The 15,605-nt window shown below is 39.7% G+C and carries 13 protein-coding genes and 1 other RNA gene; 12 read left to right on the top strand and 2 right to left on the bottom strand.

The window, feature by feature from the left end:
* Positions 1-30 precede the first annotated feature (30 nt).
* A complete protein-coding gene (gene tyrR / locus CXF95_RS00600) occupies positions 31-1,590 on the top strand; it encodes a transcriptional regulator TyrR (RefSeq protein ID WP_101196902.1) in 1,560 nt (519 codons plus the stop codon).
* A gap of 200 nt (positions 1,591-1,790) precedes the next feature.
* Here the strand turns inward: tyrR and CXF95_RS00595 are convergent, their stop codons facing one another.
* Complete coding sequence (locus CXF95_RS00595; protein ID WP_101196901.1) at positions 1,791-2,258, bottom strand: Lrp/AsnC family transcriptional regulator; 468 nt, start codon at positions 2,256-2,258, stop codon at positions 1,791-1,793.
* A gap of 215 nt (positions 2,259-2,473) precedes the next feature.
* Between CXF95_RS00595 and CXF95_RS00590 the strand changes: the two genes are divergently transcribed.
* Both CXF95_RS00590 and ffs read left to right on the top strand, forming a co-directional pair.
* Complete coding sequence (locus tag CXF95_RS00590; protein ID WP_101196900.1) at positions 2,474-3,520, top strand: Glu/Leu/Phe/Val dehydrogenase dimerization domain-containing protein; 1,047 nt, start codon at positions 2,474-2,476, stop codon at positions 3,518-3,520.
* A 119-nt stretch (positions 3,521-3,639) separates the two neighbouring features.
* Positions 3,640-3,736, top strand: an RNA gene (gene ffs / locus CXF95_RS00585) — signal recognition particle sRNA small type.
* 17 nt (positions 3,737-3,753) lie between these two features.
* Here the strand turns inward: ffs and CXF95_RS00580 are convergent.
* Positions 3,754-4,041, bottom strand: a complete 288-nt coding sequence (locus CXF95_RS00580) for a late competence development ComFB family protein (RefSeq protein ID WP_101196899.1) — start codon at positions 4,039-4,041, stop codon at positions 3,754-3,756.
* Between the two features lie 344 nt (positions 4,042-4,385).
* Here CXF95_RS00580 and CXF95_RS00575 point away from each other — a divergent pair, with 344 nt between their 5' ends.
* The 9 genes from CXF95_RS00575 to CXF95_RS00535 all read left to right on the top strand — a co-directional run bounded on the left by CXF95_RS00575 (position 4,386) and on the right by CXF95_RS00535 (position 15,510).
* Positions 4,386-7,274, top strand: coding sequence for a TonB-dependent receptor (locus tag CXF95_RS00575; RefSeq protein ID WP_101196898.1), 2,889 nt, complete (start codon positions 4,386-4,388; stop codon positions 7,272-7,274).
* Positions 7,275-7,681: 407 nt separating this feature from the next.
* Complete coding sequence (locus CXF95_RS31050) at positions 7,682-7,807, top strand: hypothetical protein (RefSeq protein WP_255418867.1); 126 nt, start codon at positions 7,682-7,684, stop codon at positions 7,805-7,807.
* A 223-nt stretch (positions 7,808-8,030) separates the two neighbouring features.
* The gene (locus CXF95_RS00565; RefSeq protein ID WP_157828022.1) at positions 8,031-9,704 is read left to right on the top strand and encodes an IS1634 family transposase; all 1,674 of its coding nucleotides are present in this window, start codon (positions 8,031-8,033) and stop codon (positions 9,702-9,704) included.
* A gap of 871 nt (positions 9,705-10,575) precedes the next feature.
* A complete protein-coding gene (locus CXF95_RS00560; RefSeq protein ID WP_101197126.1) occupies positions 10,576-11,340 on the top strand; it encodes a DUF3450 domain-containing protein in 765 nt (254 codons plus the stop codon).
* Positions 11,341-11,345: 5 nt separating this feature from the next.
* A complete protein-coding gene (locus CXF95_RS00555; RefSeq protein ID WP_101196896.1) occupies positions 11,346-12,698 on the top strand; it encodes a MotA/TolQ/ExbB proton channel family protein in 1,353 nt (450 codons plus the stop codon).
* A 1-nt stretch (position 12,699) separates the two neighbouring features.
* Positions 12,700-13,224, top strand: coding sequence for a MotA/TolQ/ExbB proton channel family protein (locus CXF95_RS00550; RefSeq protein WP_101196895.1), 525 nt, complete (start codon positions 12,700-12,702; stop codon positions 13,222-13,224).
* A 12-nt stretch (positions 13,225-13,236) separates the two neighbouring features.
* Positions 13,237-13,635, top strand: coding sequence for a biopolymer transporter ExbD (locus CXF95_RS00545; RefSeq protein WP_101196894.1), 399 nt, complete (start codon positions 13,237-13,239; stop codon positions 13,633-13,635).
* 1 nt (position 13,636) lies between these two features.
* A complete protein-coding gene (locus CXF95_RS00540; RefSeq protein ID WP_101196893.1) occupies positions 13,637-14,248 on the top strand; it encodes an energy transducer TonB in 612 nt (203 codons plus the stop codon).
* On the top strand, positions 14,248-15,510 hold the full coding sequence (locus CXF95_RS00535; RefSeq protein ID WP_101196892.1) for a hypothetical protein: 1,263 nt from the start codon (positions 14,248-14,250) through the stop codon (positions 15,508-15,510). The genes CXF95_RS00540 and CXF95_RS00535 overlap by 1 nt, the downstream gene beginning before the upstream one ends.
* The last annotated feature ends 95 nt before the right edge of the window (positions 15,511-15,605 follow it).

Raw genomic sequence — 15,605 nt, 5'->3', positions numbered from 1 at the left:
TCTAGTGTTGTATTCAAAACGGGGTTGTAAATGCGCTTAGAAGTAAACTGCCAGGATCGTTTGGGCATTGCTCAAGATGTGTTAGATATATTAGTTGAGCATGAAATTGATCTGCGGGGAATTGAAATTGATGAATTAGGAAAGATCTTTTTAAACTTCCCCAATATTGAGTTTGCAGATTTTCAACATTTGATGCCTAAAATACGCAAAATTGAAGGTATAGAAGATGTGAAAACTACACCTTTTATGCCCATCGAACGAGAGCAATATCAACTTAAAGCTTTGTTGCAGACTTTGCCCGATCCGGTTTTCTCGGTGGATACCAAAGGCAAAATCATCTTGATTAATGATGCGGTTGTATCAAGTCTAGAAGTACCTAAAAATGACATTATTGGGAGTGATATTGCTGAACTTCTTAAAGGATTTAATGTGATCCGTTGGTTGGAAGCTAAAAACCCCCAAGCCCAAGCACAAAGGATCAGATTTTTAGAACAAGATTATTTACTTGATATGTTGCCCGTTATGGTGCCTGACTCTGATGGCGCTGATATATTGGCGGGGGCAGTATTTATGCTGAAATCTGAACTCAGGTTAGGTCAACAATTGACCGTTTTTCATAAGGCTAGCGTAGATAGTTTTATCTCTATCCAAGCCGATAGTAAAGCGATGAAAAACGTAGTGAAAGAGGCCAAACGAATAGCTGAGTTGGATGGACCAATCATTATTTTTGGAGAAACGGGAACGGGAAAAAAGATACTCGCCAAGGCATGCCATGAGGCAAGTAGACGCAATGAGGAGGCATTTTTATCGTTAAACTGTGGGTCTTTGTGGGATGATTTTACTGAGGCAGAATTATTTGGTCATGCCTCTGGGGCTGATGGACAGGCTGGGAGTAAAGTGGGTTTGTTAGAACAAGCGCAGGGTGGTACTTTGCTCTTGGATGAAGTCGGTGATATGTCTGAACAGCTTCAGGTAAAACTTTTGCGGGTACTACAAAAAGGCAGCTATCAGAGGATGGGCGGCGGGGAAGAGTTGCAGTTCGACGTTCGGTTAATTTGTACTACTCAAAAAGACTTAGGTAAGTTAATGCAAGAGGGGCAATTTAGAGAAGACTTATTTTATCGTATAAATATGTTGAGTTTGGTTTTACCCCCATTACGGGAACGTAAATCAGATGTTGTTGCATTAGCTGAGCGATTCGTCAAACAACACAGTGTGAAATTGGGCCGAAAAGCACCTAAGATGACTAAGGCTTGTCTAGATTATTTACAAACCTATCCGTGGCCTGGCAATGTTAGGCAACTTGAAAATGCACTTTATCGAGCGGTTTCATTACTAGAAGGTACCGAATTAGAGAAAGAACATATTCAACTGCCGTCATGCTCTGCAACATTGAGTTTTGTATCAGAGGAATTTGCCGGTAGTTTAGATGATGAAGTGAAACGTTTTGAAAAAGACATTCTGATGCGGTTATACCCCAGTTATCCAAGTACAAGGCAGTTGGCTAAAAAACTAGGATTAAGTCATACCGCGATTGCCAATAAATTGCGTGACTACGGGATCAATAAAAAGACGGTAAAAATAGTCTGATTTTTGTTTGTAAATATTGAGTTTTATCGCGATTGAGCCAATTTTTTTGAAATCATCCAATCTAAAAGTAATGAATGTTTGAGCAAAGTGATGACAAACAATCATTGAGTCCATTGAGCAAGAGTAAATTCGCCATAGCTTGCTAACAGCTTAAAAAAGTTTTTTTGCAAGAACCTGCTAGTGCAAGACTAGCAGGTTATTTATAGATTTTTAATTGGCAATTCAGTGGTATTTTTAACTTGCTTAAGTGCAAAAGTAGAACTGAGATGGTCGACTAAGGGCAGGTAAGTCAATTTAGTCTTAAGTAAGTGTTCATACTCCTCAATACTTTCAACAATGACTTTTAGCAAATAATCCTTATCTCCGCTTGTGGTATGACACTCAACTATTGATTCAATGTTTTGAACCGCCTTTTCAAAGTCATTTAATGACTCACCGTCATGATTCTTTAACGTGACATAAATGAAAACTGACACGCCTAAATTCAACTTCTTATTATCTAACAATGTCACTTTCTGCAGAATAACTTTTTCAGCTTCGAGGCGTTTAACTCTTCGCCAACAGGGTGTGTGTGACAATCCCACTTTTTGACTTAAATCAGCCATCGAAACAGTCGCGTCCTTTTGCATGACACGCAAAATTTCTCGATCGAATTTATCTAGTTTCATAAAATATTGTGTTTAATTGAGAGTATTAACTTATCTGCTAGCATGATGAAAATTTAATTCTTTTTCAAGACAAAAAAGAGGATATTTATCCTAGTGACTCAATTCATCTGTGATTTATCAGCTTAACTATTTTAACTGCACAATAAAGTCGCAAAAAATGTCCTAGCTCTTATGGGATATGATTATCCTATTAGAATATTTAACGGGTGAAAAAAATGTCGGTTTTTGAGCATAGCGAATTTGATGGACACGAACATGTGGCTTTTTATCAAGATAAAATAAGCGGGTTAAAAGCAATCATTGCTGTGCATAATTCAAACCTTGGTAGTGCCCTAGGTGGTTGCAGAATGTGGCCCTATGCTAGTGGTGAAGAAGCATTGCGAGACGTATTGAGATTATCCAAGGGCATGACTTATAAAGCGGCGATGGCTGGACTTAAACAAGGAGGGGGCAAAGCGGTTATTATTGGTAATCCTCGAACTGAAAAAACCTCAGATAAATTGTTAGCTATGGGCAAGTTCATTGATAGTTTATCTGGGAAATACATCAGCGCTGAAGACTCAGGTTTAACAGTTGATGATTTGAAGTTAATGGGAAAACAAACCGTACATGTGTCTGGTATTCATGCTAAATATCATATTAATTCGGAACCTGCTGACGGAAATCCTGCTCCTTCAACAGCATATGGCGTTTACGTAGGTCTTAAGACAACGGTAGAACATGCCATGAATTCAGAGCTTAAAGGGGTAAAAATCGCCATTCAAGGTTTGGGGCATGTTGGACTACGCTTGGCCAAACATTTACATCAACAGGGTGCCATATTATATGTAACCGACATCCATCCAGAAAACATTGAAAAAGCAGTCAGCGAATTTTCTGCAATCGCCGTCAGCCCTCAAAATATCTATGATTTAGATGTTGATGTATTTGCCCCTTGTGCAATGGGAGCCATTCTTGATGCCGAAAATATTGCAAAACTTAAAGTAAAAGTTATTGCTGGGGCTGCGAACAATCAATTAGCAAAAGAAGAGTTTGGTCAGTTGTTAGCGGATAAAGGGATCCTGTATGCTCCAGATTATGTGATCAATGCGGGTGGAATAATTGACATTTATCATCAATCAATCTCTAGTTCAGATAAAGGATTACGAGACCATATCGAAAAAATCAGCGATACACTAGTTGAGATATACCGTCGCGCTCAGTCACAAGGAGTTGCAACCAATATTGTCGCCAATCAAATTGCGGAAGAACGTTTTGGCTGATTTTTATACATTGAATACATTGTTGTAAAAAGTGGGTTGCATCTGACATAAGCTTTGTTCATAATGCGCCCGCTTTAACGAGAAGATTTCAATTTTGTTAAGGTCTTTCAATGGTGACCTTTTGGTCCCCTCGCAATGATACTTTGTGAACCCGGTCAGACCTGGAAGGGAGCAGCCGCAGCAAACGACTCATGTGCCGAGGTGCGGCTGGAAGGGCACCACCAATTTTTATATCAGGTTACCTTATTTAGTGTCTTTTCCATGCTAGTTTGATCCAAGAAGCTCATTGCCTGACTTACTGCATTCACAGCATTCATTTCCATCTGTTGACGTTCACTTTGCGGCAGATAAAACGACATATCCACTTCAAATCTAATATATCTTGGTGGTATCTGGTTTAGTGCAAGGCAGCATAGATCAGCCAAGTAATCTTCATTTTTAGATTTATTCAAACCTAAAATTTCAATTCTTTCTAATACCAAGTGTTCATAATAATTATGAATATCATCATCTAGTTTCATGTCATTTACCTTTAATTATTCAATCCATACTTAATATATACATTGTTAAGTGGTTTCGTCTAACACTTTAACTTTCTTATTAGTTCACAATAGTGAATGTTTTAAATTCATGGTAGGAATAATTAACGTAACAAAAAATCATTTCATAATAAAATTGTAAACAAATTCTTACTAGTTTAGGGATGTTTAATGGTTATTTGTTTATATCTTATAATCTAAGCTGCTCATGTTATTGACCAAGCGCCCTACTTACGTATACTATTTGCTGCGAGGTTCACTACCTTTTAAATTAAAAGTCGTTTAAACGACAAAACACACTAAAATTGTGGTCCAGGGAGACATACATGTTTAATCTAAAAAAAAGCATAACGGCTTTGGCCGTTTCGGCATCATTGGGAATGTCTGCAGTAGCCTATGCAGGTAACAATGACGGTTCTTTGAAAGGATCGGTTGTTGATACAAAAAATATGGCCGTTGCTGGTGCAACAATAACAATAAGGAATAATAAAACTGGCTATCAACGCTCGGTTGTTGCTGATGAAAATGGGGACTATAGTTTTATTACATTACCTGTAGGACAATATGTTCTTACTACCATCAAAGATGGTTTCTCATCAGAAGCGATTGAGAATATTAATATCAGAATAGGTGAAACTCGTGTCACTGTTCCTATGGCCGGCGATGGTTTCGAAACAATTGAAGTTATTGGTAGTCGATTCCGTTCCATTGACACAACGTCATCTGAATCTTCTCTCAACATTGGTGCAGTTGAATTAGCCCGATTGCCGATTGCTCGCAATTCTACTGCTGTTGCATTGTTGGCTCCTGGCACGACTCAAGGGGATAATCGTTTTGGTAATCTGGCATCTTTTGGCGGCGCATCAGTTGCTGAAAATGCTTACTTTGTTAACGGATTAAATGTTTCTAATTTCCGTAATGGTTTGGGTGGTTCGACTATTCCTTTTGAGTTCTATAAGGAATTTCAGGTTAAAACAGGTGGGTATTCTGCTGAGTTTGGTCGTTCTACTGGTGGTGTTATTAATGCTGTAACAAAGAGCGGTAGCAATGAATGGGAATATGGCGCAAATGTTTATTACACGCCTGAAGATTTTTCTGAAAATAACCCCAATATTCGTAATCGTGACGGTTCAATGAAAACCTTCAATGAGGGTGATTCATTCAGCAAATTAGATGCGAATATTTATTTGTCTGGTCCTTTGATTAAAGACACATTATTCTTTTATGTGATGTACAACCCTCGTGATATCGAACAAGACTATGCTGTCGCTTCAGGTACGGAATTGTATACAGATAAGAGTGATGATGCATTTTGGGGTGGTAAAATTGATTGGCAAATCAATGCGGACCATCTACTAGAGTTCACCGGTTTCTCTGATGAGCGCACGACGACTACTTTCATTCGTGACTATGATTACAGGACGGGGGAAGAAAGTGGTGAGGTGAGCGAAGCATTATCTAACCGTGGTGGTTCAAACTACTCGCTTAAATATACTGGTTATATGACTGACGATTTCGTATTGTCAGCTTTATATGGTAAAAACGAGGCTGACTTAACCGATCAAAGCGCTTTTGATACTGATTGTCCATTAATCATCTCGTGGGATCCATCACGTGAAAATTTAGGTTGCTGGGCTAATACTACACCTACATCAGGTAAAGATACTCGAGAAGCATTCCGTATCGATGGTGAAATGACGTACTTTGATGACCATCAAATTCGTTTTGGTTACGATAGCGAATCTAATACATCCACAGATCTAACATTCTATTCTGGTAACAGATATTATGCATATTATATTTATGAAGCTGGTGACTCTATTGACTCTATTGGTTATACAGCTACAGAAGATGATACTCGTATAGTACGAGACCGTAATTATCGAACAGGTGGTGAGTTTGATACATTATCTAATGCTTTTTATATTGAAGATACATGGACAGTAAGTGATACAATCACTGCAACCATTGGTGTACGTAGCGAATCGTTCAATAATAAAAATGCTGAAGGAGAGTCGTTTATTAAAGTTGATAATCAGATTGCTCCTCGTCTAGGTATTTCATGGGATGTAAATGGTGATGGAGATTCCAAGTTATACGCTAACTATGGACGTTATCATTTGCCAATTGCGGCTAACACAAATATTCGTATGGCTGGCGCAGAATTATTTACTCAGGATTATTACATTCTTGATGGCTTAAATGGTGATGATACACCCCAACTCGGAGAGTTTTTAGGTGGAGTCGTCAACAGTGACGGTACTGTGCCTGATCCTGCGGAAGTACTGGATACTTCGGTTAAACCAATGTTCCAAGATGAATTAATTCTTGGATACCAGACCATGCTAAATGATGATTGGTCATTTGGTGTTAAGTTTACTCTTCGTGATCTTGGTTCTGTTATTGATGATATTACGATCGATAAGGCTATTCGCGCCAATGGTTGGAATGATTCCGGCAGTAATGTTTACGTACTAACAAACCCGAACACTGACATTACAGTATCTTATGATACTGATGGTGACGGTACTCTTGAAGAAGTTCAAATTTCCGCGGCCGATCTAGGGTATCCGGAACCAAAACGTAAATGGGTATCTTGGGACTTCGTAATGGAAAAACAGTGGGATGATGTATGGTCTGCTAATATTACCTACACATGGGCACATAATTACGGTAATGCTGAAGGATATGTCAAGTCAGACAATGGTCAGGATGATGCAGGTTTGACTACTGACTGGGATTTTCCATATTTGATGGACGGTGCTAACGGTAATTTGCCAAATGATCGCCGTCATACTATTAAAGCTTATGGTTCTTATGCAATTACTGAAAACTTGTTGTTGGGGGTTAATTGGTTAATTCAATCTGGTCGTCCAATCAACGGTTTTGGGGAAGGTTTACCAGTAGGTTACGGTGACGAAAATGATGAGTACGCATACGGTCAGACTTATTTTGTTGGTGATGAATACTTACCACGAGGCAGCTTTGGTCGCACAGCATGGAAAACTCAGTTGGATTTAAGTTTACAATACACCACTGAATTCAGTGGTGCTGATGTAACTTTACAAGCTGACTTATTCAATGTATTTGATAGCCAAGCTGTAATTCGTGTTGATGAAGATGCGGAATCAGGTGGAACGAATACTGAATTCCTAATGCCAATTTCTTATCAAGCACCTCGTTACGTAATGTTTAGTGCGTCGTTTCGCTTCTAAAATCGTTTAACTAATGAGTAATTAATAAAAGCCCTGTATATTTACAGGGCTTTTTTTTGTTTGCCCAGCGAAGCTGGCAAACCCGTCCGCTTGAAAGATAGCGGAGTCACCCTGACTAAGGGGAAGACAATCCGAATGGCAAGGGCGTTACTGGCTAACGGTAAGGTCTGAAGGAAGCCATAGGAAGTTAGAGGTACACAACTAACCGTAACCTGTTTCGGCGGCATTGGTGGGTAAGCGTCCATAATAGCGCGAAGCCCAATACTTAGTCAGACCAATGCTGTGCTTGAGGGTGGCATTTTTAACAGGGAGCTAGTGCAGTAACTGGGGAAGCCTGGCATCTAAACTTACTTGTAAGTAAGTGGCTTGAATTCAAGAGGAAACTCAAGATTTAACGTCGGTGTGAGGTGGCAGATGAACCCGTAGTAGTGAGTAAGGCTAGGCCTGTGAAAGCCAGTAATGGTGTGGAGGATAAAACCAAGCCGACTATCAGCATTGTGTTTGATAGGGTCAATTTTAGTCAAAAGCTTTAATTGATTGCGAAGGGGGGAAGTGATTTATAAATCCGTCATTCCGCCCCAATTCCTGACAAATTAATTATTTATCTCAGAAACCTCTAAGCAAACTTTAATGGTCAATAGATCACGGTGGCCATGGTCAATAGATCACAGCAAATAAGCCGATAGCTTACATATTATCTAATTTTATTGTGAAAAAATGGCGGCTAATAATTTCTCATAATCAGGGATTTCCCTTTTGTTACAAGCTGAATTCATTAAGCAAAAAGAAAAAAATGAAGTTGTTCAGGTTGAAACTCTCGATCATTTAGGGATCGTAGCCGGACTGGTCGATAAGCTGAAGCTAGTAGAGAGAATAGACGCAAGAGTCCCAATTTCTAAAAAGCACGGTGCAATAGTCACCCATGGCCAGAGCATCAAAGCCATGATCATTAATGGACTCGGCTTTACTCAAAATCCTATTTATTTGTCACCGACCTTCTTTGAAGGGAAAGATGTTTGTGCACTGATGGGGGAAGGTATTGAGGCGCAACATTTGAATGATGATGTACATGGGCGTACATTGGCCGCCATCTATAAATACGGGACTACAGCACTGTTGGCGGAGATGGCTAATGAGATCTCACAGGAATTCATTCCGGCGACAGGCAGACAAAACGGGCACCTGGACACATCCAGTTTAAAAGTGTGTGGAGACTACGCCGTTGAGCATCTTTACCCTGACGATACAAACAGGCCCCCCTTGCCACGCCATGGTCATTCTAAAGATCACCGGCCTGATTTAAAACAATTAGTCATTTCTTTAACCACCAGCGGACCTGCTCAGCTGCCCATCTGGTATGAAGGATTAGATGGCAATAGCAGCGATAAAGCCAATTTCCACCAAACACTGGCGCGCATAAAAGCTTTCAGGGATAAACTGGAAAACACGCCTGAGTTCCTCTGGGTCTGTGACTCAGCACTTTATTCTCAAGATAAACTACGCCAGTCAGCGCTGTTATGGCTGACCCGAGTACCCGAAAATCTTGGCTTGGTTAAGCAACTGGTGCAGGCCGATGAAAATGATTATGCCTGGCAAAACGTGCAGGACGGCTATAAAGGCTTATTAATCGGGCAAAATGATCGGGGATTGAAACAACGCTGGCTGCTGGTTCATTCAGCGCAAGCTGAAAAACGGGGAAGCATCACGCTGGAAAAACGCATTGAAAAAAGCCTGAAGAAAGCGGAAAAGTCAGCCACCCAACCCTCCAGGCAAGCATTTGGCTGTGAGCAGGATACCTTACGAACAGCCAAAACATTTGAAAAAACATTGTCGTATCACCGAATGAATTATCACATCACAAAGGTACTTAAATATAAAGGGCGCGGAAGGCCAAAAAGTACAGATGAACCCGTTTTTTCTCACTATAAACTGGAGGCAGAATTTGAGGCATGTATTGATAAAATCCGCCCACAGCGAAATAAACTGGGTCGTTTTATATTAGCAAGCAATGATCTGGACAACCCTGATATGAATGAAGCTAATATGCTATCAACCTATAAAGAGCAACAAGGTGTTGAGCGTGGCTTTCGTTTCATCAAAGATCCGCTGTTTCATCTCAGCGGTGTTTTTTTGAAAAAGCCGGAGAGAATAGACGCTCTGATGATGGTGATGACATTGTGTCTGATGGTATATAACGCAGGACAATATCAGGTAAGAAAAGAACTGGAGGAGCAGGAGGAAAGCATACTCAGTCAAGTTGGAAAGCCAACAAAGCAGCCTACATTACGATGGATATTCCAGAAAATGAGTGGTATCCATCGGGTTCACATACCGGGCCGAGATAGCTGTATTAGCGGGTTGAATGAAGAAAAAGAAAAGATCATCCGGTTATTTGGCCCGGAAGTTTGTCGAGTGTATAAACTGGCTTAGCCTTATTCAGGAGTATGCGGTGCTGTTGAACCGGCAGGTTTGGCGATCCTGACATTTGACGATAACAATTTTACCGGCAAGACCAGATGCGTCTGTGGATTGGCCAGACTGGATCTGAGGAAAAATAATTGGGATCCCGAAAAAGATGCGGAATATCGGCTGGATTGAACTATTGAGAGCATTCAACATAAAACTCATTAAACGAGGGAAAGTAAGGTTCTATCTCGAGTGAAATCGGTAGGTTTCTTACGATGCTTTTCTAAAAACTCAGTTGAATGAATTTTATTGGTTGGTTTTTGTACTATTTGAATTAAATACTGAACAGCTCATTGGTAATTTCTCTAAATTTTTAATTCATCGACAGATTATCAACTAGGTAACTTGTTGTAAATACGCAAAATAAGCTTAAGTTAATGACATTGATCGTTCTTCTTGGGTCAGTCCGGTATATGTTTTTGGCAAAGTGAGCTCACATTGGGTTTTAGTCGACCGTGAGTTTCACCCTCTGGCCTTCAAAATTCAATGTGTCGCACTAGAAACTGAAATCTGCGTATTTTTTAGTTGTAAGATTTTACCTTATAACCGATATTTAGTTTAACTTCATAAATCGAGTTCAGTTATTTAATGCTAGTATGTATGTTGATATGATTAGTTTATGAACGCTGATGAGCCGATTATAATAAATTCTTTGCTTATGGCGTGTAGTTTCTTGACAATTTACTTACATACGTGTGAATATTCTTTGGTCTTAGTATTTATATTTATAAATTCTAAGCCCCTTAAACAACAGAGCTTTATAGCCCCTTGTCAACAAATTATATGGTTTGACGAGGATTTAAAACAAAAAAATTGGTTGGGAATTATGTCCAAAATGAGCAAGAGAAACCTTATTGCTTCTGCCGTCGTTGGTGCTTTAGCACTCGGTAGCAGCGCTGTTGTCTCTGCAGACCCGTTAAATGAGCTTCACAAAGAAGAAGCTAAAATTCACGCGGCTGCAGCGCAATCCCAAAAGAAAATAAATAACCTGTATGAACAGTCACAGGAATTGTTTATTGAATATCGTGGAGTCGTTGACGAAACAGAAAATCTGAAAGTGTATAACGATTATGTTTCTACACTGGTTGCAGATCAGCAGCGTAGTCTTGATTCACTGCAAACTCAGATTGATGGTATTGATGGCGTTAAACGTGGTGTAGTTCCGCTAATGTTTAGAATGATTGATAGTCTTGAGAAATTCATTAATCTTGATGTGCCAATTAATCTTAATGAGCGTAAAGAGCGTGTAGAACGTTTACGCGACATTATGGCTAATTCAAATGTCACGACCTCTGAACAGTTCCGTCAGGTCATCGAAGCATATCAAATCGAAAACTCATACGGTGGAAAAATTCAGGCCTATCAAGGTAAGTTGGATTATCAAGGAACTGAAATTACAGTAGATTTCTTCAACCTTGGTAGAACTGCGCATTTAGCTTTGTCACTTGATCAAAAGAATGCTTGGGTCTGGGACAATGATGCTAGAGCTTGGGAAGAACTGGGTGCTGAGTATATTAATCCAGTTGTAATAGCAGTACGTATGGCGAACGCATTATTGCCACCTGATCTTCTTAAATTACCAATCAAAGCTGCGGAGTAATATTGATGAAAACTGTATTTAAATCCATATTAGCTGCTGTGACGATTGCATTAATGTCTTCTTCACTACAAGCAGCTACTTCTTTAGAAGAACTTCTTGATGAAGTTAAAAAGAGCCGTGTATCCGAAGCACGTATTAATAAAGAACGTGAAGCAGAATTTCAGTCGGCTCGTGCTGATAAACAAGCTCTAGTAAGAAAGGCGCAAGCCGATCTTAAAGCTGAAACGTCTCGTGGCGACAGATTGCAAAAAGCATTTGCCGATAACGAAGTAAGATTAGCTGAAAAAGAAGTAGAGTTAACTACCGCTACAGGTACCTTAGGTGAAATGTTTGGTGTGGTTCGTCAAGCATCTGCAGAAGCATATGGTCAAATTTCTACTTCAATTGTAAGTGCTGAATTCCCAGGACGAGGTGCGTTTTTAAAACGTATGTCTGAAGAAGCTAAAGGCCTTCCTAATATTAAAGAATTAGAGGATCTTTGGTTTGCACTACAAACTGAAATGACTGAGTCAGGACAAGTTTCACGCTTCACTACTGAAGTCGTAAACTTAGACGGCGGTTCTCAACAACAAGAAGTGGTGCGTATTGGTACGTTCAACTTAATTGGTGAGCAAGGTTATTTAGTATACGATAGCAAAAATGCAATGGTTCAGCCTCTAGGTCGACAACCCGATGGATTCCTAGTTGACTCTACTCGTGAACTTCAAGCTGCTACTTCAGGTCTTGTTCCATTTTATGCTGACCCTTCAAAAGGTGGTATTCTTGGCCTATTAAAAGAAAAAGCGACCATGATGGAACGTTATCATGCGGGTGGTACAGTGGGTTATACCATTACTGTAATGTTGGCTATCGGTTTAATAATAGGTTTGTATAAAGTTGTTACTCTCACCATAGTAGGTGGGAAAATGAAGTCGCAACTTAAGAACGTTTCTAACCCTTCTAGCAGCAATCCTCTTGGTCGTATTCTACAAGTTTACGGTGAAAACAAAACCGCAGATGCAGAAAGCTTAGAGTTGAAGTTAGACGAGGCTATTTTGAAAGAGCTACCTAGAATTGAAAGTGGTATTAATATCATTAAGATCTTTGCTGCGATAGCGCCTTTATTAGGTCTGTTAGGTACCGTTATTGGTATGATTGAAACCTTCCAACAAATCACTTTGTTCGGAACCGGCGATCCTAAATTAATGGCGGGCAGTATTTCAATGGCCTTGGTAACCACTGCTTTGGGTATTATTGCTGCACTACCACTGTTGCTGACTCACAGTATTGTTGCTGGGCGCAGTAAATCTATTGTGCATATTCTCGATGAGCAGACTGCGGGTATTATAGCTACGCATGCTGAGACGGAGAAAGCCTAATATGTTATTTCTGATAGAACAATGGGAGTCTGTCAGGGATTTTATTGCTGCTGGCGGTGACGTGCTTTACGTTGTCGCTGCTGCGCTCTTTCTTATGTGGGCATTTATGATAGAGCGCTTCTGGTATTTAGCTTCAGTTTTCCCAAAGTTGAGAGACGAAATTATCTCTAACTGGGATGCACGCGAAGACACTACCTCATGGTATGCGCATAGAATCCGTGACACATGGATTTCACAAGCTTCAGATGGCCTTAGTTCAAGAATGTTGTTAATTAAAACACTTGTGGCTATGTGCCCTCTAATTGGTCTGCTGGGAACAGTCACTGGAATGATCGGTGTGTTCGAGACCATGGCAACTCAGGGTACAAGTAACCCTCGTCTAATGGCCGCAGGGATATCTATGGCTACTATTCCTACAATGGCTGGAATGGTTGCTGCTTTATCTGGTGTTTTCTTTAGCTCTCGTCTTGAAGCTAAAGTTAAAATAGCCAGAGAAAAGCTAGTAGATGCCTTGCCCCATCATTAAAGAGAGGATCTTATGGGTCGTAAAGTTCGAGTAGAAGAAGATGCAACCATTGATATGACACCTATGCTAGACATAGTTTTCATAATGTTGATCTTCTTCATTGTGACTACTGTTTTTGTAAAAGAAGCAGGTGTTAACGTTAATAAACCTAAAGGCGACTTAGCTGTTATGCCTAAAAATGCAAATATTTTCATCGCGGTTACAGAAGATGGAAAAGTTTGGATAGATAAAAGTGAAGTTGATGTAGACCTTGTACGTGCTAATTTAGAGCGTTTAATGGCTGAGCAACCGTCTGATGTAATAATTATTCAGGCTGACAAAGAAGCCGAACATGGGCTTGTTGTTGAAGTTATGGACCAAATTAAAATGGCCGGTATTGATCGTATCTCAATTGCAACGGCAGGTAGCTAATATGGGTCGATTAATAGTTTCTATATTGTTAGGTGGTGTAATTGCCTTTCTTCTTTTTATTGTGATGGCAGAGTTGATTTCTAATTCTGGAAGACCACCTCCAGATCCTGGTAAAACAGTTGTAATCGATATTGTTATGGCAACACCAGATGATGCAACACAACTGAGACAAAGGGTACCACCACCACCACCACCACCACCTAAGCAGCCTCCTAAAATAGAGCCTGTTGAACCTGACGTTGCTAAAGTTGATACAGATGGACTTAGCTTCGCAATGCCCACTGTTGACGTTGGAGGTGCCTCGGTTAATATCGGTAGTGTTGGTGCAATGCGTGATGGAGATGCGACTCCTATCGTGAGGATTGAACCTAAATATCCAGTTCAAGCCGCACGTGATGGTAAAGAAGGATGGGTTAAATTGTCTTTTACTATCAATGAAGTGGGTGGAGTCGAAGACGTTACAGTGATAGATGCGGATCCAAAACGTGTCTTCGACCGTGAAGCAAGACGTGCTTTAGGTAAATGGAAGTACAAGCCCAAAATTGAAGATGGTAAACCGATGAAGCAATTCGGCCTAACAGTGCAACTAGACTTTAAGTTGGATCAATCATAATGAATAAACATCTAAAACATTTATATGTGGCTTCAGTGATTTCTGTTGCCGCTGTTATTCCCACCAGTGTTTATGCTCAAGTATCTGCTCCCATTGCATGTGCTGATTATAAGCGAGGTCCAACCAACATTCCTGGACAAAAGGTAGGTAAAAAGGTTGGGAAAGCCTTAGACGCCTACAACAATGACCTAATAGATGAAGCGTTAGATATTCTTTATGAAATCGATACGTCTGACACATTTGACAGGGCATTTACTGATCGTTTTATTGGTAATTTATTGGCTACTCAAACGGGTAAAGCAAAAAAATCCATTGAGTATTTGCAAAGAGCCGTTGCCCCTAGCAAATTAAATGATTCAGAGCAGGTTGGTACCATAAAATTGATCGCTGATTTAAGCCTTCAGGAAGAGCAATATGATATTGCGATTAAGTACTATCAACAATGGATGAATATTACTTGTAAAGAAGACTTTGATGTCTATTTTAGAATGGCTAACGCTTATTATCAGACGCAAAAATATGCTGAAATTATTATGCCTATCAATAAGGCTATAGCCTTAGCTGAAAAGCCTAATAAAAATGCCTATGCGCTTAAAATGACCTCTTATTACAACCGCAAAATGTATAAAGAAACCATTGAAGTGCAGGAAGAAACAGTCAGGATATTTCCTGATGAAAAGGCACAGTGGACGCAACTTGGGTTCTTTTACATGCTTGTTGAAGATCATAAGAAAGCATTGTCTACGTTTGAGATGGCTTATAATCAAGGTTACTTAACTAAACCTGCTGAAATAAAAGCACTTAGCCAGCTGTATTCAATGAATGATATACCTGTAAAAGCGGCTCAAATATTAGAAAAGCATATTAAATCTGGATTAGTCGATAAAGATGAAAGAATGCTCACTAGTGTTGCCTCATCGTATCAACAAGCTAAAGAGTTTAAAGAAGCTGCTGATTATTATGGACAATCTGCCTTATTGGCTTCTGATCCTGATTTATTTAAAAAGCAAGGCATGGTTTATTATGCTTTAGAGCAATATAGTGATGCTATTGTTTCTCTGCAAAAGGCTTTGGACGGAGGTTCTGATAAAGTGGGCGCGATCCATTTAGCTATGATGCAAGCAAGTTTCGATAAAGGTGACTTTAGGACTGCTTACAAGCATGTGCAAGAAGCAAAAAAGGACAGTTCTACAGCTCGTAATGCTAGAAGTTGGGAACCATATATCAAGGAAAAGGCTAAAAACCGTAATATAAAACTTTAATTCAAAAAGCTCCCTAGGGAGCTTTTTTTTACGATGTAATTTTTATTATATGAGTAAAAATAGTAATTTAAAACATCTACAAAAGTTTAATCTTA

The sequence above is a fragment of the Paraglaciecola sp. MB-3u-78 genome, from assembly GCF_002835935.1.
GTDB lineage: Bacteria > Pseudomonadota > Gammaproteobacteria > Enterobacterales > Alteromonadaceae > Paraglaciecola.
Note: the sequence above shows the minus strand (reverse complement) of the source record. Positions and strands in the feature narration are given on the sequence as shown.